The sequence below is a fragment of the Halogeometricum sp. S1BR25-6 genome (genome assembly GCF_031624495.1).
GTDB classification, from domain to species: Archaea; Halobacteriota; Halobacteria; order Halobacteriales; family Haloferacaceae; genus Halogeometricum; species Halogeometricum salsisoli.
On the sequence record NZ_JAMQOP010000003.1, the window covers coordinates 229,121 to 250,960 of the forward strand.

17 protein-coding genes and 1 pseudogene are annotated in these 21,840 nt (G+C 63.5%); 9 read left to right on the plus strand and 9 right to left on the minus strand.

The features are described from left to right. Nucleotides 1-32 precede the first annotated feature (32 nt). Nucleotides 33-1,970 (plus strand): hypothetical protein, encoded by a 1,938-nt coding sequence (locus NDI76_RS16240; protein ID WP_310925184.1) that lies wholly within the window; start codon nt 33-35, stop codon nt 1,968-1,970. Nucleotides 1,971-2,177: 207 nt separating this feature from the next. On the opposite strand, the gene NDI76_RS16245 is transcribed toward NDI76_RS16240, so the two are convergent. From NDI76_RS16245 to NDI76_RS22645, 3 genes and pseudogenes are all read right to left on the minus strand, one after another. Continuing rightward, the gene (locus NDI76_RS16245) at nt 2,178-2,963 is read right to left on the minus strand and encodes a glycosyltransferase family 2 protein (RefSeq protein WP_310925185.1); all 786 of its coding nucleotides are present in this window, start codon (nt 2,961-2,963) and stop codon (nt 2,178-2,180) included. Nucleotides 2,964-3,135: 172 nt separating this feature from the next. Then, on the minus strand, nt 3,136-4,269 hold the full coding sequence (locus tag NDI76_RS16250; protein ID WP_310925186.1) for a LamG domain-containing protein: 1,134 nt from the start codon (nt 4,267-4,269) through the stop codon (nt 3,136-3,138). A 488-nt stretch (nt 4,270-4,757) separates the two neighbouring features. Beyond that, nucleotides 4,758-4,961, minus strand: a pseudogene (locus NDI76_RS22645) (hypothetical protein); the annotation flags it as partial. A 648-nt stretch (nt 4,962-5,609) separates the two neighbouring features. Here NDI76_RS22645 and NDI76_RS16260 point away from each other — a divergent pair. From NDI76_RS16260 to NDI76_RS16280, 5 genes are all read left to right on the plus strand, one after another. Then, nucleotides 5,610-6,548: a hypothetical protein gene (locus NDI76_RS16260; RefSeq protein ID WP_310925188.1), complete on the plus strand. Its 939-nt coding sequence runs from the start codon at nt 5,610-5,612 to the stop codon at nt 6,546-6,548. Nucleotides 6,549-6,573: 25 nt separating this feature from the next. Next, nucleotides 6,574-7,128 (plus strand): gluconate 2-dehydrogenase subunit 3 family protein, encoded by a 555-nt coding sequence (locus tag NDI76_RS16265; RefSeq protein ID WP_310925189.1) that lies wholly within the window; start codon nt 6,574-6,576, stop codon nt 7,126-7,128. After that, nucleotides 7,128-8,792, plus strand: coding sequence for a GMC family oxidoreductase (locus NDI76_RS16270; RefSeq protein ID WP_310925190.1), 1,665 nt, complete (start codon nt 7,128-7,130; stop codon nt 8,790-8,792). Before NDI76_RS16265 ends, NDI76_RS16270 begins: the two co-directional genes overlap by 1 nt. Before the next feature lie 60 nt (nt 8,793-8,852). Then, nucleotides 8,853-9,470 (plus strand): metal-dependent hydrolase, encoded by a 618-nt coding sequence (locus NDI76_RS16275; RefSeq protein ID WP_310925191.1) that lies wholly within the window; start codon nt 8,853-8,855, stop codon nt 9,468-9,470. A 97-nt stretch (nt 9,471-9,567) separates the two neighbouring features. Further along, nucleotides 9,568-10,380, plus strand: coding sequence for a hypothetical protein (locus tag NDI76_RS16280; protein ID WP_310925192.1), 813 nt, complete (start codon nt 9,568-9,570; stop codon nt 10,378-10,380). 31 nt (nt 10,381-10,411) lie between these two features. Here NDI76_RS16280 and NDI76_RS16285 read toward each other — a convergent pair whose 3' ends face one another. Next, nucleotides 10,412-12,604, minus strand: coding sequence for a hypothetical protein (locus tag NDI76_RS16285; protein WP_310925193.1), 2,193 nt, complete (start codon nt 12,602-12,604; stop codon nt 10,412-10,414). 177 nt (nt 12,605-12,781) lie between these two features. On the opposite strand from NDI76_RS16285, the gene NDI76_RS16290 reads away from it, so the two are divergent. From NDI76_RS16290 to NDI76_RS16300, 3 genes are read left to right on the plus strand one after another with little or no spacing between them, the layout of a single operon-like run. Next, a complete protein-coding gene (locus tag NDI76_RS16290) occupies nt 12,782-14,260 on the plus strand; it encodes a DUF58 domain-containing protein (protein ID WP_310925194.1) in 1,479 nt (492 codons plus the stop codon). Next, on the plus strand, nt 14,261-14,776 hold the full coding sequence (locus NDI76_RS16295; protein WP_310925195.1) for a DUF8163 family membrane protein: 516 nt from the start codon (nt 14,261-14,263) through the stop codon (nt 14,774-14,776). Further along, on the plus strand, nt 14,773-15,681 hold the full coding sequence (locus tag NDI76_RS16300; RefSeq protein WP_310925196.1) for a DUF7982 domain-containing protein: 909 nt from the start codon (nt 14,773-14,775) through the stop codon (nt 15,679-15,681). The genes NDI76_RS16295 and NDI76_RS16300 overlap by 4 nt, the downstream gene beginning before the upstream one ends. Before the next feature lie 51 nt (nt 15,682-15,732). On the opposite strand, the gene NDI76_RS16305 is transcribed toward NDI76_RS16300, so the two are convergent. From NDI76_RS16305 to NDI76_RS16325, 5 genes are all read right to left on the minus strand, one after another. Continuing rightward, nucleotides 15,733-16,758: an AAA family ATPase gene (locus NDI76_RS16305; RefSeq protein WP_310925197.1), complete on the minus strand. Its 1,026-nt coding sequence runs from the start codon at nt 16,756-16,758 to the stop codon at nt 15,733-15,735. Between the two features lie 111 nt (nt 16,759-16,869). After that, nucleotides 16,870-17,772, minus strand: coding sequence for a DUF4350 domain-containing protein (locus NDI76_RS16310; RefSeq protein WP_310925198.1), 903 nt, complete (start codon nt 17,770-17,772; stop codon nt 16,870-16,872). Nucleotides 17,773-18,112: 340 nt separating this feature from the next. Then, nucleotides 18,113-18,775, minus strand: coding sequence for a halocyanin domain-containing protein (locus NDI76_RS16315; protein WP_310925199.1), 663 nt, complete (start codon nt 18,773-18,775; stop codon nt 18,113-18,115). Nucleotides 18,776-19,562: 787 nt separating this feature from the next. Continuing rightward, entirely contained in the window at nt 19,563-20,729 is a 1,167-nt protein-coding gene (locus NDI76_RS16320) for a tyrosine-type recombinase/integrase (RefSeq protein ID WP_310925200.1), read from the minus strand. Nucleotides 20,730-21,093: 364 nt separating this feature from the next. Further along, nucleotides 21,094-21,702, minus strand: coding sequence for a nucleotidyltransferase family protein (locus tag NDI76_RS16325; protein ID WP_310925201.1), 609 nt, complete (start codon nt 21,700-21,702; stop codon nt 21,094-21,096). Nucleotides 21,703-21,840: the final 138 nt, after the last annotated feature.

The window sequence follows — 21,840 nt, forward strand, 5'->3', positions numbered from 1 at the left end:
CTATATCTATTTCGTATTCGGATGGATGACACATGTCTCTACGCCGCCTCAGCGGAGTTTCTCATCTCCGTATCGGGCTTCTTCTCGGTCATCTCGCACTACCAGTCGGACTCTGGTTAGCCGTGCGGATCGGCCGCGCCCGGTTCGTCGGGCTGGCATTCTATCTCATCGCGGCGACGCTGTTCGTTGACGTCCTCCTGCTGGTGGGCAGACCGTCCTCCGAGACGGTCGCGGCCGATATTCTGGATGCCCGGGCGGTGGCTATCGTCTTGGTGGCGAGCGCCGCCGTGCTGGCGCTGATTGGTCCCGGCCTCGTATTCTACGCCTGCGTGACGACGGTACTGGTCGCCATCTTTCTCCGAGCGTTCGCCCTCGAAAATGCCGATACGTCGGCCTGTATCGACCTGACGCTACTCTGTGGAACGTCGATTTTGCTCATCTCCTCACAGGTGTTCACCGTCGCGTATTACACGAACGTGGCGGACACCATCAACCACACCACCACCGCGATGGTGCTCCGCGACTCTCAATGGCTCTCTGCCATCTCGTCGACTCGATACTACTTCTTCGCCGCGTTTCACGTTCTCGCCAGTACGGGAATGCAGTTCACCAAAATCAGTCCGCGACCGTTCATGGGCGTTCTCATGGCGCTTCTCTTCCAGATTGCGCTCCTCGCCGGATACCTCTTCTTCAATGAGTGGAGCCACTCTCGCTCTCTGGCGTTGATCGCCACGGGGTTCGTGAGCATCAACATCGCGTTCCTCCACTACGGCTCAATCGCCCACTACCAATCGATGAGCTTCGTTCTGTTCTGCGTCTTTCTCTATCTCCTATACAGGGGCAGTTGGACCGGCCGAGATATCGCGGTCACAGTGCCGATCTTAGCGGCGTGGATTGCCACCCACCACGTGAGTATCCTAATAGCGATCTTCATAACTGCAGTTCCAACTGGATACCTTGCGATCAACGCGTTGCGGCGGCGCACGAAGGATACCACCGCCAACCACACGGTGTTCATGTTCTTGGTCTTCTGTCTGATGTTCGGTTCCTACTGGGCCCTGATCACCACGAAATTCCGAGAGATTCTGATCTGGGTGTTTTTCAGTAGCGCAACCGCCGAAGGAATCCCGTCTCGTATCTACCTCATCGACACGGTCAGCTCGGTCGAACAACTCATCGCCGAGTCGATTCCATTTTTCGTCGACAGTGTCCACTACTCGTTCTTGTTAGCGCTCGCCGGCATCGGCGTCTTGGTGATTCTCACTACGGACCTGTTCAAGACGTTGAGGTGGCGTCTCATCCTATTGGCGTTTCTCCCCGCAGCTGCCCTGTATTTCCCGAGTCCTGTCTGGATCCCGCTAGAGGGACTGATCCCGTACAACAGGCTCCGGCTCATGGTACTCCCGTTTCTGGTGCTCGTTCCGGCCGCGGGGTTCAGATACGGTGCGCGCCCCACCGACGGGTCAACGCTTCGACGCGGTATCGTCGTCTTGTTCACCGCGGCCCTCGTCTTAACGACCATAACTAGCGGCCTCACCCATCCTGGTCTCACTGATCTCCTTGGAATCCAGAAAGGCCCACAGGAGCACATCACGAACGAGGAACTGGCGGCGACCGATTTCGTATTCGCGCACGCGAACGACCAGCAATCGGTGTACAGTCGCTCTGACCTGATGGTCTACCAGCGTCAGTACGCTTGGGAGCAACAGAGTCCAGCCGCGCCGGATCAGTTCGTGAAGATGAGGGCGAGTCAAGCCGACCGTCAGTTGATCACAAAACCGGGCCTTACCGTCGTTTCCGTGGCTGCATTCCGGAATAACGGCATCCGGACGGTGCTCGTCGATCTGAACTCGTCACGGTACGGCGGGTACGAAATCGACGCGCCGGTCTACGCGAGCAACTACCGCTGGAATCGGACGAACACGAGCGTCGTGTACACCAACGGTCCCGTCGTGATTCAGTACCAGTAGATTACGAAGGACTTTCGCTGTCGTTATGTTCCAGTCTCCGAATCGGCGTTTCGCTGCATTTTGACCGCCGAATTCCCCTTTCGTCGGCGACAGCGCCTAGTGGTACCGGCGGCCCGTCGAACTGCCCGTCCGGCGTACGACACGGTTCGTCTATTCAACGTCCGGTGCGGCACGACGCGAGGACTCGCGCGATGTCTGCGCTACTAACTACGAGTCACTCCGGTTATCGAGTAGCCCATCGATTTGGCCGATGAACCTCACGACGTGGTGGATGGCTTCGACGGCGATCCAGAACGCCAGCTTGGGGACGCTTCGGTTGACCGTGTCGAGAAGGAGCGCCTGCACCACCCGCTTGCTCCGTGGCGTGTCCTTAATCTCCCACCGCCGTACGTCCGCTTTCCCGTGTCGGTGGCTCTTCTTCCAGTACTCGAAGACCGAGTCGGCGAAGGAGTGGTCAACGACCATCTCCGGATGATAATGAATCGAGTGATCGCGGCAGATGCGCTCTGCGAGTTCTGTCTCTTCGTGACCGTGGTGAATCCGCTCGTCGAAGCCGCCCACGTCCTCTAGCAGTTCCTTGGTCATCGCCATGTTACACCCCGGTAACCACTCTGTCTCCTTCGGTTCGTCTCCCTGGTCGTACCAGGGCATATCCTTGTACTTGAACGGAAACTCGTCCGGCCACGGAAGGTCTTTGTACTTGAAGGGGGAATCGTCCGGCTGAAAAACCCGTCCGGCGACGGCATCGTGTTCGTCAAGGGCTTTACTGGCCGCCTCGAGATACCCCTCCCGAGGCATCGAATCGTCATCGAGGAAAACTATCTTGTCCGCATTAGCTCGTTTGATTCCTTCGTTGCGCGCTTTGGAGGCGCCCGTGTCGCGGCGAACAATGACTTCGTAGTCGTCGTAGCTCCCTCGGCAGAGGTACTGAACGGCTTCGATGTCCTCCTCGTTCTCAATGATCGTAGGAATGACGACGGAAAGTTCCACCATACGCTACTACTCACGTGTTGTACTCATTTATCTTACTATTATCACACTAAGGGAAAGTGCAAGAATACGTGAGCTATCGAAAATAATAGCACGATTCGGACAGATCGTCAGCTATCGTTTCTTCCGAAGTTGGGTATCTCGTGAGGGCCGACGCGGCGTGGAGGTGCCTAATTCAGGGAGGATTCTCTCGGTCCCACACCTTCATGTGGTCAATGTAGGCGTAATTGTTCCCAGTGCCGGGCTGGGCACCCCACCCACCGCCATAGTAGAAGTTGTTCCAGATGCCCTCGATGGAGTCGTACGGCGACGTCCACGCGAAGTTGAACCCTCGCTCGTCGATCACTAACTCGCCATCGTGCCACTGCTTGAGCACCCCATCGTTGGTGTTCTTCCCGGAGTTCATCTTACAGTAGCGGTCGAGTTGGTACCATTGCCCTTTGTTCATCAGTTTGTCCGGGTGGATGGAGGTCTGGTACTCGTCGGCCGAATAGACGTAGTAGGCCAGCGAGAACTGATCCTTAGTCCCGCCGTGGAAGTCACCGCGATAGAGTTGACCTCGCGCCGACCACCCATTCGTGCCGTCGGACCGAGTGCCACCGGAACCCGCACCCGAGTCCCATTTACCGGAGAATCCGGGGAAGCCCTTGCCGGCCACTCGGCCGTCGAAGCCGTTCTCGAAGGCGTAGTCCTCGTCCAGCATGACCCAACAGCGCATGTGACATTCGTCCAGCCCGGAGCCGAACTCGGGTTGGTCCTCAAACCGAAGTTGCATGGCTGTCCCATAGTAGGACCCTTCCGGCTGATTAATTTCGAGACAGCCCGTACCCTCTCGTTGGCGGCTCGTGTTGATGCTGAGCTTCCGGCGATTGATGGGTAGCGACCACCGAGACAGAACCTCGTCCATCGTGTCCATCGATAGGTCAATGGTGCCTGTCTCGTCGCCGTCGCTGTGACTGGCCGTTAGCGTCTCGGACGTACCACCGATGAACGCGCGCAGTTCGTCCGTGTCGGTACGGAACCAGATCTGGCCCTCGGTCGCGTCGCTCGGATCGCTCGTTCTCCGGGGAGCGACGAGTCGCCCCTGATGAACGGGCGCTTCGACCCACTGGGATCCATCACCCAGATATCGCTTGCCTGTGTCGGCTGCAAGGAACTTCGCTCCCTTTGTCGGGGTGTATTCGCCCAGATTTTCCTCAAGGCCTCGGTTCTCGACACCCAAGTCGATCTTCCAGAAGTTTTCGTTCAGTGGATGGTGCCAGTCAACCGTACCTTCCGAAGGCGTGTTGTAGCCGTGGTTCGTAGTCATGCTCTCACTCAGTAATCCGTTGGGTCGATCGGCTGTCCGTCTAGATACGCAGTCCCCTCAACGGTAAGTGAGAGACTGGTAAGCGTTCCCCGGAACGTGAACACTTCGGGAGTCGCTCCCCCCCTAATTCCGCCTTCAATAAGAACGGTACCGTCTGGCTGCGGGGTAATTGAATCTCCAGTGTTTATATTCTGAGTGTCGATGATTTCTCCGTCAATAACAGCGCGGTATCGATCCCAACTTGCTCCGTCTACTGCTTCGACGCTTAGAGTGTGGGTTTCATCGGTCGAACTGTTAGATTCGCTCTCGGTATTCGCATCCTCGATTATCGCGCCCGTCAGAACGTTCACGACCCCCAACTTCGACTGCACCACTAAAGCGTCGAGATCGGACCGGTACCACAGTTCTCCGACCGACGTCTCAGACGGGTTAGTGCTTGAGTATGTAGGAGCTTCGAGAAGTGCCGGTAGATGAACTGGAGCCTCCTTCCACTCCGACCCATCGCCGAGATAACGAACACCGGTGTCCGTCGCGAGGAACTTCGCCCCCCCTTTTGGTGTGTATTGATCGAGACTCTCCTCCGTGTCCCGAATTTCCACGCCCGTGTCTATCTTGTGGAAGTTTTCGTTGAGCGGGACGTGCCAGTCGACGGTACCCTCTGCCGGAGTGTTGTAACCGTGATTTGAAGTCATAGGTGTGCTCCTTCGAATCGGTTCAGCGGTCCCGAACCGATCGTTATCCCCGAGTCGATAGTTCTCCCCGAGTCGCGCGAGGACACTCGTTCCGAACGATGTGACCACGCTAGATGGGTATCCGAAACGTCGACTACTCCTCGCACCGCGCTGACCGACGACTCTCGGCGGCGCGCATCGGAGACGATACTCCGTCCGTCGTTCGCTTTCGGATCCATACATCAGGGCCGCCGAGAAGACAAATATCGATTCTAGCTAGATTCATAGTATGTCGGTGAAGATGACACTAATCCTCGGCATCTTCCAGATAAGTATCAGATACTAGTAATGGGCGCGACGACCGAACGTGTCATTGGAGTATGTCTGTTTCCCGGAGGCGTGTTAGTGAGTGTTCAGCCGACTACCGAGAGTTCGGATCCGTCGATGTTCACGGGAGTACAGCTTTCGGGCGGCCGACGAGAAGTGTTTCGTGATTCGGTGACGGACCAATCGTCGCGGGTCGGCGCCGCCGGGACCGCTGCCGAAAGCGACGGAGAACGAACGGAGAGAGATCCATCGAAGGTTCGACGAACAGACACTTATCAAACGAATCGTCTCAGCGGTTTCGCCGAAACCATTATATAACTGCGCTAGGAAAAAGTTCTTTAGATGACAGAAGTCGGGGATAGCACGCCAACTCAGCGTTCAGTGTGGGCTTCGCGACTCGAACGCGCGCTCCTCGGGGTGGTCGGAGCGGTCCTCTGCGTGGCGGTATCGAGCGTCCAGGCGGTGACCGCGGTGAACATCGGGCCGCTGGTGTTCCGACCGGTGCCGGGACTCGTCGCGGTAGCCGGACTGGTGGGCGGCCCTGCGGCCGTCGTCGGAAGCACACTCGGGTACCTCGCTTACCGAATCGTAACGGGGGTTCCGGCCGTCTGGGAGAGCGTCGGGCTTCTCGTGCTCGGACTACTGACGTACCTTCTCTGGAATCGGTTCGGCTCGGTTCGTCACCAGCACCCCCTCCGCGCACCGCCGCTCGTTCAGGCACGCGAGTTCGCCGTCGCGGTCGGTATCGCCTCGCTCGGCGCCGCAGTCGTCTCCTCGTGGGGGTACGAAATCGCGGGGACGCTCCCGTTCTTCCCGACGGCCCTATTCGTCGCGACCGAGTACGCCGCCTCCGCGGTCGTCTGGGGCGGTCTCGTCCTCGTGGCGGTCCCCCGCTTCGTCAGCGAGGAACGCTGGCGAGCGATGGTCGATGCGATTCGGCCGACGGAGGACGGTCGTACGGGTGAGAGTCGGACGTGGGTCGTCGTAACGGCCGCGATACTGTTCGCCTGGTTCCTGCTCGGTAGCGCCATCTCCGGCTGGTTTCAGGTCGTAGAGCTGGTGCCGCCGTTCCACCTCCGCCTTCGCGGCCTCGACCCGCTGCTGGTTTTCACCGAGGCGGGACCCTTCGGGCGAGGAGGTGTGATTTTGCAGATCGCGGTCGGTACGACCCTCGCCACGTTGTGGATCCTCTCGTCGCTCCGATGGGGCCTCCTCCCGTACGGTCGCGATCAGGACCGAGACCGAGACGTCGATCGTCACCAACGTCAACAGAACAACTAATGGTATCGAACTGCATCCCACGAGCATGCGATTGACTCGGCGAGACGCCATGCTGTCCCTCGTCGCGGGCGGAAGCGCCGGAGCGGTCGGTGCGTACGGGTCGGGGGCGTCCCGCACCGACCGGACGAGCGATTCGGACGCCGACGGAGACGCCGCGGCCCGCACGCTGGTCGCCGTCGCCGAGGTAGTGTATCCGTCGGAGGTCTCGGGGACCGACGAGTTCGTAACCCAGTACGCGTCCGGGCTGACGGACCGACGGAGCGCCTCCGTCGCGGCGGCCGCCGACGAACTCGACTCGTACGCGCGGCGAACGCGCGGTTCGGCGTTCGCCGACCTCTCGGTCGACCAACGCGACTCGGTACTTCGAGGGATGGGCGTCGACCGAACGGGCGCCTCGCCGGACGGGAGCCTTCCGGAGCGGGTTCGGTACTACCTGGTCGACCAGGTGCTGTACGGGCTGTACACCTCGCCAAAAGGGGGGCAGTTGATCGGTATGGAGAACCCCGTCGGATACCCCGGCGGCTACGAATCGTACCAGAAGCCGCCGACTACAGCGCGAAGCTCCGAGGTGACCGACTGATGAGCGGGAAATCGAAGGGTCAGGGTGGCCGCGCCCCGTCTCCGGACCCGGACGTCTGCGTCGTCGGATCCGGCGTCGCCGGTGCGCTGACGGCACACTCGCTCGCGAAGCGCGGCCACGAGGTAGTCATACTCGAAGCGGGTCGCCGGTTCGACCCGTCGAATCGAACGGCACAGATGGAGGAGGCGATCCGCCCCGAGGGGTCGTTCCGGGACGTCTGGGAGATGGGCGGCGAGCGCGACCGATACACCTCCTCCGGCGACGTGTACTACGGGCTGAACAACACGCGGGTGAAGGCCGTCGGGGGGACGACACTCCACTGGCTCGGGATCACCCCGCGCCTCCACGAGAAGGACTTCGAGATGCAGTCGCGGTACGGACTCGCCTCCGATTGGCCGATATCGTACGATGACCTCCGACCCTTCTACGCGCGGGCCGAACGGGAACTGGGGGTCGCCGGCGGGGACGATAACCCGTTCGCGCCGCCGCGGGAAGCGGACTATCCGATGCCCGCGTTCCCCCCGAGTTACTCCGATACGCTGTTCGCCGAGGCGTGCGACGCTCTCGACATCACGATGCACTCGGTCCCGCAGGCGCGGAACTCGGAGCTGTACGACGGACGCAGTCCCTGCGTCGGATTCAGCACCTGTATCCCGGTCTGTCCGTCCGGGGCGAAGTACAGCGCCGACGTCCACGTCGTGAAGGCGGAAGGGGAGGGCGCCCGCGTCATCGACCGCGCGCCCGTGCAACGGCTCGAACACGACTCGAAGGGCGAACGCGTCGAAGCGGCCGTCTACGCGACCCCGGACGGGGAGCGCCACCGTCAGACGGCGAGTCGGTTCGTACTCGCCTGCGGCGCCGTCGAGATACCCCGACTCCTGTTACTCTCGAAGTCCGACCAGTACCCCGACGGACTGGCGAACTCCAGCGGCGTCGTCGGGAAGTACTTCATGGACCAGCCCATCGTCTCCATCGTCGGCGAACTCGAACGGCCGACGGCGCAGGAACCGATCGGGTACCATACGAGCGAGACTCACCAGTTCTACGACCACGAGGACTCCCGACCGGGAAGTATCAAATTCGTCTTCGACAACGAGAATCCGGTTCACCTCTCGAAGACCGCACTGCGCGGCGGAGACAACGGGACCCGTGGGGATCTCACGGACGTGTTGACCGGGGACTCGTGGGGGGACGAAACGCTCGAGAAGATGCGGGACCGCACGCCGAACCGTCGGGTCAGCATGTTCGCCAACCCCGAACTGCTCCCCCGAGAGGAGAACGCCGTCACCCTCGATACGTCCACGACCGACGACCACGGCAATCCGGTTCCGGACGTCTCCTTCAACCTCGGACCGCACGCGATAGAGACGATGGAGCGGGCGCGGGAGATCCAATACCGCATCCTCGAGGAGATGGACGCGACGGTCGTCGCCGAGAGCGACCTCGCGAGTCCGAAGATCGCCTCCCACAAGACGGGAACGACCCGTATGGGAACAGACCCATCCGAGAGCGTCGTCGACCCCACGCTCCGGACGCACGACCTGCGGAACCTCTACATCGCCTCGGGTAGCGCCTTCGTCACCGCCGGCGCGATGAACCCGACACTCACCATCGCAGCGCTCGCACTGAAGGCGGCGGGCCACATCCACGAAGAGTTGTCGTAGAGGAACGGGTCCGCCGACGCTGGACTTATCAAACGCCGCGACGACCCTTCCGTACCCCGCATGTGGCCATTCGCACACTTGGCTGTCGGATACCTCCTGTATTCGGCGTACTCGCACGCACGGTTTCGACGGCCGCCGGACCAGACCGCGGCCGTCCTCGTCGTCTTCGGGACGCAGTTAGCGGACTTCATCGACAAACCGCTCGCGCTCCTCGGCGTCTTGGAGAGCGGACGGTCGCTGGGTCACTCGTACCTCGTTGTGCTTCCGGTCATCCTCCTAGTCGGCGGCGCAGTCTACCGGATGCGCGGTGAATTCGGCCCGACCGTCGCGTTCGGCATGGGCTACGCGTCGGCGCCCCTCGGCGACGGAGCGCCGCAGTTCCTCCAGGGGACGTTCGAGACGGACCTCCGCGAGGTGTCGTTTTGGGTCTGGCCGTTCGAGTTCCCCGCCGAGAGAATCGCGGACGCCCTGGCGCAAGCGCCCGGCATCGGGCACACGATAACCCACAAAGCCGCGTGGACGGCGGCCAACATCCCGTCGTACCCGGAGCTTGGACTGTGGGTCCGCTCGTTCGAGGTGGGCGTGACGCTGCTGGCCGCCGGTGTCTGGGTCTACGACGGGCGTCCGGGGTGGGCGCTGGCGCGCGACGTCGTACGAAGCGTGCGGGAGAAGCGGTGACGAACACGGTCCCTCGTTCTCTCTCGCTGAGACGGAAGTCGACCGAAATGGGACCTCACGAAAATTTTACTTACCCGTAATATTATATGGAATCGTAATGGCTCTCGACGAGGGATCAGAGTCCGTGACGAGCAGGCGAACGTTCCTTAGCGCTTCCGGGACGGTCGGGTTAGTGGGGTTACTCGCGGGGTGCAACGCCGAAGCGGAACAGGCCACGAGCGAGAGGAGGCCGAACGCAGAGGGCGACGGCGACGCGTTCAGACGCAACGGGGACGAATGGGTCACGTTCGGCGCAGCGGACGACTGGGGAATGCGCTACAACGGGACCACGAACGAGTTCGAACTCGTATACAACCCGCTCGGTGCGAACTCGCGGAAGAACATCCGAATCGAGGCGGACGAGAACGGCGACAAGGGCGACGTGTACATCGACGACACTATCATCGTGAAAAACGAGGCCGAAGTCTCCGACGGGTCCGCCTCCGACCCGTCCTACACGTTCTCGAAGCAGAACAACACCGGTCTCTGGCGCGAGGCTCCCGGCGTCCTCGGCGTTACGACAGCGGGCGAGCCGGCAATGCTATTCGACAACGGAATGACCCGGATAGCCGGCGACGTGACCGCGACGGACGGCCGCTCGACGGCAATCTGGGACGGTGAGGCGAAACACGCGCCGAACCTCCCCGCCGCGTCCACGAGAGCGAGCGGCGACGGAACGAAGAAGACGTTCCTGCTGACGAACCCGCTCGATACCGCTCCGAATGTCGCGACGGTGACCCCGGCGTCCGAGGATGCCGCCGGCGAGTTCTGGGTGAGTCGAAAAACCGAGGAGAGCGTCGAGGTGACGTACGCTTCGCCGCCGCCGGCGGGAACGGGGAACCTCGCGTTCGAACTCGTCGTCTCGCTGTGAGCCTCCGGTCGTCCGGTACCCGAAGATCGAGTCAGTTCCGACCGGAATCGGCCGATTCGCCGTCTCCGTCGAACGTGTCGAGTAATCTCTCGGCGTTGTCGAGCGCCATCCGCGCCGTCTCCTCGGAACTCGCCTGCAGCGAGAACGCGGCGCGTTGATACGCTTCGGTCAGTTGTCGAAGGCTCCCGGCGTCCTCGCGGGTCGAGTTCGACTCGTACGACCTGAGCAGTTCCCAGTGCGTCATCGGCGAATCCCGCTCCAGACGGTCGGCGAGCCGACGCCGTACGGCCTCGTAGCCCGCGAGGACGGCCGCGTCGGTATCGCCGCGCGACAACCGCTCGCGGGCTGTCGTCAGGAGCGACGTCTCGCTCGGGGGCGAGCGAGCGAGTACGGTCGCTTCGTTCAACTCTTCGACGGCCACGTCGCGCGGGCCCTCGTGCTCCTGCTCCGGTTTTTCGCCGCCACCCAGTAACCCTCGGGCCAACGCCAGCGGTTCGCGTCGCCGCACGAACAGGAGTCCGAGCACCGAGAGGCTAGCCACGGCGAACGCGGCGGCCCCGAGTTGGAAGGCGCCGGTGAACTGACGGGAGATACCGCCCGAGGCGTCGCTCGGTGAGCCGGTCAGCCGAGCGATTATGTCGCGAATCTCGTTGGAGATGAACGCCCCGAGGCTCGTGGACGAGTCCGACGCGGTCGAACCGAGCGTCACTCGGGCGCTGGCGGGGTCGAGGCTCTCCCCCGCCGGTGAGTACGTCGCGGTGACGACGACGGAGTCGGACGCGGCGACGGCGGAGGGAAGGTCGGTCTCGGTCGAGAAACGCCCGTCCGGCCCCGTGCGCGCGACTCCGATCGTCGACCCGTTGACCGCGAGTTCCACCTCCCGGCCGGCGAGCGGTCCCGAATCGGTCTCCAGACGGCCGTCGAGACGGACGGCGCCGGCACCGGTCCGATTGCCGCGGAGGGACAGCGTCGTCGCCGTCGATTCGATGCTGACCGTCGTAGACGCGTCGGCCGCCGCCAGAGCGCGTCCCTCGAACGGCAGTCCCGCGACGACCTGGGCGGTCCCCTCCGACACGGCCGCGGGGACGGAAACGTTGAGCGAGTAGTCTCCGGTTTCGTCCGTTCGGGCGGTTCCGAGGCGGCCCCCGCCGAGACTGACGACGACCGGAACGTCGCCGACGCCTCGGCCCGCCGCTTCGACGCGTCCCGCGACCGTCAGGGCGTCGCCGAACGCGACGGTCGACGGCCGGGGATTCACCGTCACGGTGGCCTGCTCTTGAATCACCGTGACGCGAACCTCGTCGTCCGACGGCCCGTACAGCGACGTGTTGGTCGGTAGATATCTGACCGTCAGGTCCGACGCGCCGCGACGCTCGGTGGTGGGACGGTATCGGACCGAGAACGCTCCCTCGGCGTCCGTCGCGGTCGTCGCGGTGCCGTTCCCGATTTGCAGCCGAATTTGGCGGTCGGAGACGGCCGTCCCGTTCTCACTTACTAGTCGTCCCGCGACGACGATGGGTGACGCGAACGAACCCCTCGCTCGGGTCGCTTCCGCGGAGAGCGTCGTCGAGACGAGTTCCGCCTCGCGTATCTCCTCGGCCGCCGTCGTCGTGTTCTGCTCTATCTCGACGACGGCGTCGCTGGCGACGCTCAGGTTCTCCGAGGTAGTGTTCGAGAACGCGTCGTAGTTGCTCGTGACTCGGCTGGCCGTTCGGTTTATCTCGCGGCTCTGACGGACGAGTCGGTGGGCGAGTTCCCTGGACCGCTCCTCGTTTCCTGCCGCTCTCGCCGCCTCGTACTCGGTGCGCAGTTCCCGGAACGTCTCCACGTCTTCGGCGAACGTCTGCGCGTCCGTTCGCGTCCGGTTGAGCGTTCGGTCGGTCGATTCGGCGGTGCCAGCGTCGTTCCGCCTGACCTCGACGTATCGACCCGCCCAGTCGGGGTAGTCTCGGTCGAGTTGTCGGCACGCGTAGGAACTGCCGGCCTGCACCTGCCGGGTACAGTCGATGACCGCGTTCGCCATCCGGTTCGAGAGCCACTCTCTGACGTCTTCGAGGTCCTCCGAACTACTCGCGTTCTCCGGGTTCTCGTGGACGACGGTCGAGTTGTTCTCGGTGGGCGTCTGCTGGGGGAAGACGACGGACTCTCCGTCGGGCACGGCCGCCCCCGCTACGGGTACCGCAGCGTAGCCGAGCGAGAGCACTATCGAGAGACAGACGAGCATCAAGATCCCTCGTCTTATCACTCGCTTTCGGAACACAACTTCATTATGCCCACTGACAAATTTAACTCATTCTTTCAACTATCGGTACATTCTCGATAGATAGTCGCTGCGTCGGTCGGTCGATTGCGCTGTAATAGCACCCATATTTACGGTACGTTGTAAAGTACTACGGACAGGATGCGCGTCACGAATCGGTACTGGGCCATCGTCGCCCTCGCGGGAGTGCTAACCGCCTTCGCGGGTCTCTTGGACCGACCGGCGCCGTTGGTGGGTACCGCCGCGCTCGGAGTGTTGCTGCTCGCGCATCAGGCACGGTTCGTCGGACAGTCGCAGCACGTCGTAGATGGCCTCTCGGTCGTCCAAGCGTGCCCTCGCGACCGCGTCGTGAAGGGCGAACCGTTCTCGGTGACGATAGAGGCGACGGTCGCTGCGCCCTCCCCCCTCGATGTCGAACTCGTGGGCGACCCGTCCGTGAGAGTCTCCGACGTCGGCGACGACGAACGGCGCTGTCGGCTGTCGCGCGGCGAGCGACGGGCGACGACGACGATGACGGGGTCGGGGGTCGTCGCCGGTCGCGTGCGGTTCGGACCGCCCGAACTCCGGCTGACCGACCCGTTCGGTCTCTTCTCCGAGTCGCTCGACGTCGGCGACTCGACCGAAATCTCCGTCGAGGCCCGCGCTCCGCGACGGTTGCACGTCGGCGCGGGTGGCGAGGCGTTAGCTGTCGGCTACGGCGACCGAGACACCCGACAGCTGGGGGACAGCCAGGAACCCGTCGAGATCCGCGAGTACGCGCCCGGAGACGAGATGCGGCATATCGATTGGAAGGCCACGGCCCGACTCAACCAGCCGCACGTCCGAAACTACGAACGGAAGACGACGCGGCGAACGGTGCTCGTGTTGGACCACGGCGCGTCGATGAACGAAGGGCCGCCGGGCGAGCGGAAACTGGATTACGCCCGTGACGCCGCGCTCCTGTTCTTGGAGAACGCCAGGACGTACGAGGACCCCGTGAGCCTGTACGCGGTTGGTGACGACGGGGTGACCGTCGAGCGCGAGTTCGGCGTCGGTGCCGGTCAGTACGCCGCGTTGAAGCAACGGCTGCTCGATCTGACTCCAACAGTTGACCCCGGTGCAACCGACTCGTCGGGCCGGACATTCGAGACGGACACCGCGCGAGCGCGGCGTCTCGCCGACCGCCTCGCCGACGAGGCGACGCCGTTCGAGCGCACGTTGCGGCCGTTCGTCGCCGAGCGGCGCGCTTACGTCCGGCGACTCGACGCGCGACCGTTGTTCTCGGCGGTCCGCGCGAACCGCGCGGTGCTTCGACGGTCGACGCTGACGGTACTCGTCACCGACGACTCGGCCCGGGCGGAACTGCGCGACGCGGTGAAGTTGGCGCGACGGGGAGAGGGGCACGTCGTCGTGTTGCTGACGCCGACGGCTCTGTTCGAGGAAACCGAGCGTTTCGACCCGGCGTCACGGTATCGCCGATACCGCGATTTCGAGGAGTTCCGTCGACAACTCGCGAACATGGACGGGGTCTCCGCGTTCGAGGTCGGGCCGGGTGATAAGTTGGAGGCGATTCTCAGTGCCGGTCGAGACGCGCGGGAACGGACGTCCGACGAGAGACCGCATCCGGGAGGTGTCCGATAGATGTCCGATACCAGCAGCGTTCGCTCGCTGCTCGGGTCCGGGAGCGGCCGGGGTTCTCCGACGTGGGCCTCGGTCGCGTTGGAACTCGCCGGCGTCGGAATCGCAGCGGCGGTGTTCGTCCTGTTCGGCGAACTAGTCGGACTGCTCGCCGCGGCGACTCTGGTCATCATTTGGGTCGTCTTCCCCGTCGAGTACGCCATCGCGGCGGGGCAGGTCGGTATCGTTTCCGTCGCCGCCGCACCGCTTCCGCTGACGGTACTGGTCGGCGTCGAGGCGGGACTTACGTTGCTTCTCGCCGGCGCGTTGGTGACCGCCGCCGCATCGCTGACAGCGAGCGCCGCGTGGCTACTCGCCTACGTCGGCGTCGCCGGCGGCATCTGGTACGTTGTCGGCGGACCGTGGCAGGTCTGGCACGTCGCCGTCCTCCTCTGGGCCGTCGTCGCGGTCGGCGGATACGCACTTCACAGATACGAACTCGTTAGCTTGGGGCTGACAGAAGGAGACCACCACAGATGAGCAACACGGACGAACGAACGACCGAACCGCGCACCAACGGACGACCTCGCTCGGGTGAGGCCACGGCGAGCGGGGAAGACCCGAACGACGGCGACGAACGCGAGCGCCGAATCGAGGAGCTACGCGCCGAAAACCGACGCCTCCGTAACGACTACGCCCGCGGGAAGCACGCGAAGAACCGGCAGACCGCGCTCGCGCTCCTCGGCATCGGATTGGCCGGCATCGCAGCGGGAATCGTGTTCTCCTCCGCACGGTCCGTCCTCCTGGCGCTGGGCGCGACGGGCGTCTTCGGCGGCGTCCTGACGTACTTCCTCTCACCGGAGCGAGTGATGCCGGCGACCGTCGGTCGGTCGGCGTACGACGCCGTCAACGAGACCGGGACCGCGATTCGGGACGAACTGGGTCTCGCGAACGTCGCGGTGTACGCTCCCGTGGAATTTCCCACCGAGGAGACGAGAGCACCCGTTCGCCTGTTCGTCCCGCAGTCGCCCGACTACGAGCTTCCGTCGGACGAAGCGCTCCGCTCGACGTTCGTCGCCCCGGACAGCGACCGTCGACGCGGCGTCGCTCTCGTGCCGACGGCCGGACGGATGGTCGCCGAGTTCGAACGAATGGCTTCGGACGAACTGAGTTCGCGGCCCGAGGAACTGACGGCCCAACTCTACGACGCACTCGTCGAGCAGTTCGAGGTGGTTCGCGTCGCGGAGGCGGAGTACGACGAAGGGGCACAGCAGATCGCGGTCGGCGTCTCCGGAGTCGCCTACCAGGACGAAACCGGATTCGACCATCCGGTGGCCTCCTTTCTCGGCAGCGGACTAGCGCACGGACTGGACACAGCGGTCACGGTGGAGACGGAGTCGGTTGCGAACGGCGATTCGGACCTCGTCGTCACCTGCCGGTGGTAGCGTCGATCACTCCCGCGAAGGAGAATGTGACAACTGCGTTCGTGGCGGCACTCACTCGTCCGTTCGTTCGACATCGTCGGCGTCGTTCGAAAGCTCCCCACCGTCGCTGACCGTCGCGGACGACCGCACCGTATCGTAGGTCGGCGGCGTCACGGCTCGAACGGCGCCCTCCACGACCGACTCGGGGTCTACGCTTCCGAGTTCGGCGTCCGTGCTGAGTACGAGGCGGTGGGCGAGGACCGACTCGGCCAGCGCCTTCGGGTCGTCCGGAATGACGTACTCCCGTCCCTTGATGGCGGCCCGCGCCTTCGAGGCGAAGAGGAGATGAATCGAGGCACGGGGAGAGGCACCGTGGGCGGTGTCGGCGCTGTCCCTGGTCGCTTGAACGATATCGAGGATGTAGTTCCGAATCGACTCGTCGACGTAAACGTTTTCGACGACAGTTCTCGCCTCTGCGATATCGTCGAGGGACACGGCCTGTTGAACCTGGTCGGGCCGCAGACCGGGCGTCTCGTCGAACCGCTCCAACAGCGTCTCCTCTAAGTCGCGCTCCGGAAGGTCTACGGTGAGTTTGAGTTGGAACCTGTCGCGTTGGGCTTCCGGTAGCGCGAACGTCCCTTCCATGTCGATGGGGTTCATGGTGGCGACGACCATGAACGGGTCCGGGAGCGGATACGTTTCGCCCTCGATAGTCACCTGCTCTTCCTGCATGGCCTCCAAGAGCGCGCTCTGCGTCTTCGGGGTCGCACGGTTGATTTCGTCCACCAGGACCAGATTCGCGAAGACGGGTCCGCGCTTCGTCTCGAACTCGCCGGTCGTCTCCCGGTATATCTTCGTTCCCGTGATGTCCACGGGCATGAGGTCGGGAGTCATCTGGATCCGCTGGAAGTCGAGTCCGAGCGTGTTAGCGAACACGTCGGCGATTGTCGTCTTCGCGACGCCGGGGACGCCTTCGAGCAGAATGTGACCGCCGGTGAGAAGCGAGACGGTAAGTTCTTCGAGCACCTGTTCGTTCCCCACGAGGACCGTCGCGGCTTCGGTTCGAACCGTCGTGTACAGCGACTGTGGATCGGTCATTGTTCCGGGGAGTTTCGTTGTTCTATATCAAACATTGTTCTTATTTACCACTTCTGGTCTATCGAGGCGCACGCCGCAAACCAGTGCCGGCGCGGATCGGGTAGCTGTCGGCTATTCATCGCGGCTCCGATTGTAAACGAACGCGACGAGACCGATACTCGCGAACCCGACGACGGCGCGGAGCGCGTTCGACTGACGGACGGCGGCCGCGGCGGCGGTGAGCGGCGGGAGCCCGCTTCGGTGTGAGTAATCGAGGAGGACCGTTTCGTGCCCCGAGAAGATGAGGCGGGCGAACTGCTCGTTCCCCGGTCGGTCGAGCATCGCGTTGATGAAGACGCTCGGATCCGAGACGACGACGACGCGCCCGTCACCAACTGCCTCCAGCGTGACGACCGGGTACGTGTCGATCGACTCCGCACTGTCGAGGGAGCCGTTCCGGTTCGTGTCGAGGTAGGCGAACGGGGAACTGTTCACCAGAACCCGCGAGCCGTTCGGCCGGAGTGCAGTCCCGTGGTTCAACGTGAGTTGCGACACCTCGCCGGTCAACGGGTGTTCCGAAACCTCCGTCGCGACGACGATGTCGGGAGACCGGTAGTACTGACGCTCGTCGCGGAGCGGGCGCCCGTCGATTCGGGTTCGAGCGCCCACCGCGTCAAGGAGCGGGTTCGTGTGCGGACCGAAGTCCTCCGCGACGACGAGCGTTCCGCCCGACCGCACGAACTCGCGCACGCGTTCGGTCTCGGCCGGCGTGTACGGGCGGGTGGGAGAGAGGATGACGGCCACGCTCGACGTCGGGTCCACCCGCGCGTATTCGGTCGTGTTCGTGACGATTGTCGAGTCGGCATCCACCGCCGACGCCTGCTGTTGAAGCGACGACGTTCCCTCCCACGCGGAGTTAGAGACGCTGAACGCGCTCGAAGACGTGCTCGCGACCGCACCGACCGAGACCAGCATCGACAGCGCCAGTCCGACGAGCAGCAGACGCGGGAGGTCTACGTCTGGAATTCGAACCATTCAGCCACCTCGTGCACGCGGGACCGTCCGCACTCGCCACGCTCCGGAGTCGAGCGGAGCCGTTTCTGTGCGCCACACCGCCCGAGACGCGGGAGGTACCAGGGAGTAACCGTTCGGCAAGTCCGACGCGGCGGAACTCCCGTCGGCACACCGCGATTCGAAACGCTTCCGGCCGAAGATAGCCGCTGAAAGCCGGCGGGCGACGCGGTGGTTCGAAGAACATCGACGCTCGACGGCCATGATAGGTCACACGGCGTGACGTCATTAGAAGGTACCGTCCGTTTGACACGCAATTCGAACCGGGACAGTCGTCTGGTCTGACGCGAGAAGTCGCTCACGTCTACCCGTCCGCGACGACGATAGCGCCTTTCATACCCATCGACCGATGGGGTTCGCAGACGTAGGTGTACGTTCCGCTGGTGTCGAACGTGTAGGTGTACGTCGCTCCCTCGTTGACGATTTCGGGATGGCCCTCCCAGTTCGCACCCTCGGGTTGCGCCGTCGGAACGACGTTGTGGGTGTCTGAGACCCACTCGAAGGTCACGGTCGTCCCGGGCGAAACTCGCACCGCCGCCGGACTGAATCCGTACGGTCCGCTGTTGATCTCGGAACCGACCGTGACCGTTACCGAATCCTGTCCGGTTTCGTCGACGACTCCGTCGTAGTTGCTGACGTTCTCGAAGAATCCGTCGAACTGGGCGGTTTCACCGCCGTCGCCGCTCTCACTGGTGGTGTCGCTTCCACCCGGACTCTCGTCCTCGCCGTCGCCGGTACCTGCGCACCCGGCGAGTAAGCCGGTCGCCGCGAGACCGGCCAGACCCGAGAGGAATCGCCGCTTCGACCCCGTCCACGTCCCGTCCTTCGGATTCGAGCGTTCTCCGGCCCGACCGTCCGCGGGTCGGCTCGTCGTCCTGCGAGATGTCGTCTCGTCCTCGCTTCGGTCTCGTCGGTCGGTATCCGAACCACCGCTGGTCGCGGATTGACGATGCTGAATTCCGATCATTTGGCGAGTTGCCTTCTCATGTTTCGTTGTCTCGCTGGAGGTATGGTGAGCTCATTTGGTATTCTGAGAGGGAGGCGCTGGGATTCGGTCGGCTCGGTCGGAATGCCCCCGTGTCACGCGTTTCTCGACACGTAATTTCGGTACCATCGAGTAAAGATTGCTGTTACGGTTCTCACAGACGTGTCGATACTCTCAGCCGGTGAGGTTTCCGTGCGAAATCAGGGCCTCACAGCGGAAACACGGCGGGGGAAACGGAGTGCCGATTCGATTGAATCGATGATCGATTTGGAAGTATCAGATATGGGGCGTGTATCGATATCCCCTGCATCCTGCAGAGAGGCCCGAGGCGAAAACGCAACCCGCGCTTCCTCGGCAATCGGTACTCCATCGATTCTTCGGCGAATACGCCAATTCAAGAGTTGTCTTCGCCGAGGTGCGCGTATGCATGGAGCCCACTCGGGTAGTTGTGCCACACTTACCGTTCGGTGATGGCAGACTGGATGTTTAACGGGTTAGCAAGATTTTATCGAACAGATTCTGCTGCCAAAGTAGTCAATAACATTCCAGGTTGAATCGACCGCGTCGTACGTCCGCGAACTGAGCGGGTCGAGTGAACAACAACCGTCGAACTTTGGTTCGCTCAGCGGGGGTTCGGTACACAGATCATATCGAGGATATCGGTTACGTGGGAGTATCGTCGCCGCAGACGACGAAGGTTCCCGTAACGTCGACGCGACCCGTGACGGAGAGGAAGAACAACAGACGATGGACCGAGATACCGGCCGGTCTATGGATCCTCGCTCAGTACGTCTCCCACTCGCTCACCTAACTCCTCGGCCTCGATGTACGAGTACGCTTCCCGAGTAGTGCTCAGCGACTTGTGCCGAAGTACGTCCTGCGCCAACCCGCGGTCCGTCCGATAGAGTTCGTCGCCGAGTCCGCGACGGGCGCCGTGCGGAAGCGGCGGTTTTCCGTCCACATCCACGCCGGTCGCCTGCGCGACGCGTTCGAGGATGCGGCGCACGCCCTCGGTGGTGACGGCGGGCGGGGCGATACCGCGGTCTCGGAGAACGTCGTCGACGTCGGCGTCTTCGAGGAGAGCGTTCGCTCGCTCCTCACCCAACGTCTCACGCGCGGCGGCGTACTTCGACGGCGCGTGACTCGTCGGGAAGACGGGCCACGTCCCAGAGGGAGGGTTCTGGACCGTTCGCCACCGCTGTAGTGCCTCGCGGGCCTGCTTCGGTACGGAGACGTCCTCCCACTCTTGGGCCTTGCCCCAGACGCGGAACGTCCACGCGTCGGTATCGACGCGGTCCCACGTGAGCCCCTGCCTTCCCTCGCGGTCGTCGCCGCTCACGCGAAACACCTCCGCGCCGCGCACGCCCGTGTACGCGATGACGTGAACGAGGGCGCGATCTCGGACTTCCCCGTGCGCGTCCATCCCGTCGGCCTCGATGGCCTTGTACGCGCGGTCGTTCGTGTACTGAACGAGCCGTCGGCGGACGTCGGGCGACCAGAACTGTCGGTCGGGCTCTCGGTCGTCGCGGGGAAGCGGTTCGCGGGCGCGATTCGAGAGCGCGGGATTCCGCAGGAGGTCGCCGTCGCGAACGCAGAAGCTGAGAAATCCCGAGATGACGTTGAAGTACGTCCCCGCCGAGGAGGCGGAGATACCGCCAGCCTCGACTCGCTGGGCGAGTCGGTCCGCGTACCGTCGGAGCAGTTGCTCGCCCTCGTCCTCGAACGCCGCGAAGGAGTCTTTGCCGCGCCGACGGAGCCACGTCTCGAACTGCGAGAGCACGGACTCGGCGGTCGAAGAGTACTGCGCACTCTCGCCGCTGGCGCGGAGGTAGCGGCCGATCGCGGCGTCGATCTCGGACGTGTCGGCGGCGCGCTCGTCACCCTCCGTGGACACCGCTTCGTCGGGGTTCGACCCCTGGGGTTCCGGCTCGGACATCGGGTTGCTCGGTGTTTCGGCGTCGACGTTCTTAAATCTAAAACAAAGTGAACCGCCTCGGGGTCAAGCTCCGAGGCACTCGTCTTGTCACTTCTGTAGAACGTCCACCCCGACGAGTCGCAATTGCCGTACAACCGACGCCACCTTCTGAGCGGTCCCGTTCGCGGCGTCGGTGTTCTCGCGACCTACTGGGCCGGATGGTCTCGCACTTTTCTCACCGCAGCGTGGCGCGCCGACCCCTGCGGTTCTCGCGGACTCCGACGGTTCCGCGGGTCGAAACCGGAGCGAGTGGTAGTCTGAAACCGAGACTCGGAAACCGAGTCCTGAGAGCCGAGGCGTCTCGCGCGGCGAAGCGCGTACCCGTTCACTCCTCAGCAACGTACGTTCGGAGGTCCGCCTCCGAATCGATATCCCGGAGCACGCCCGCGTCGTCGACGTCCACAAACCGCGTTCCGTCGTGTTCCATCACGAGTTCGCGCCCTCCTCTGTCGCCGTCTACGTTGCCCAGCGCATCGAAGTGCCGCGCGTCGAACAGTACCGGATTCCCCCGTTTACCCTCGTACCGCGGTGCGACGATATCTCCCTCGCCGGCGCGATAGGCGTCGAGGAGGCGGTCGAGCGTCCTCGTTTCGACGAACGGCATGTCGCCGAGAAGGAAGACGGCGGCGTCCCAGTCCGCCTCGCGGGCGAACTCCACACCCGCGCGCACGGAGGTGCTCTGTCCGTCGGCGTAGTCGTCGTTGTACCGCGCCGGGAGGTCGAACGCCGAGAGCGCGTCGGCGACTGCGTCCGAGTCGTACCCGAGAACGACCGCGACCTCGTCCAGCGAGGACTGGACTGCGGTCCGCGCCGCACGGGTGACGAGCGGCGTCCCGTCTATCGCTTCGAGAAGCTTGTTCGACTCGCCGAACCGCGTGCTCCGACCGGCCGCGAGTACGACGCCACCGATGAGTGAATCGCCGGTCTCGTCCATGCCCGCGCGTTCGCTCCGCGCGCTACTGGCTCTTGTGCCGCGGCTAGCGTGTTCTCTCCGTCATTCCGCCGATTTCAGCCTCACAACCTCGGTCTCCGGCCAAGTACGGATACCGACGAGGGGACAGCGCCGACCCCG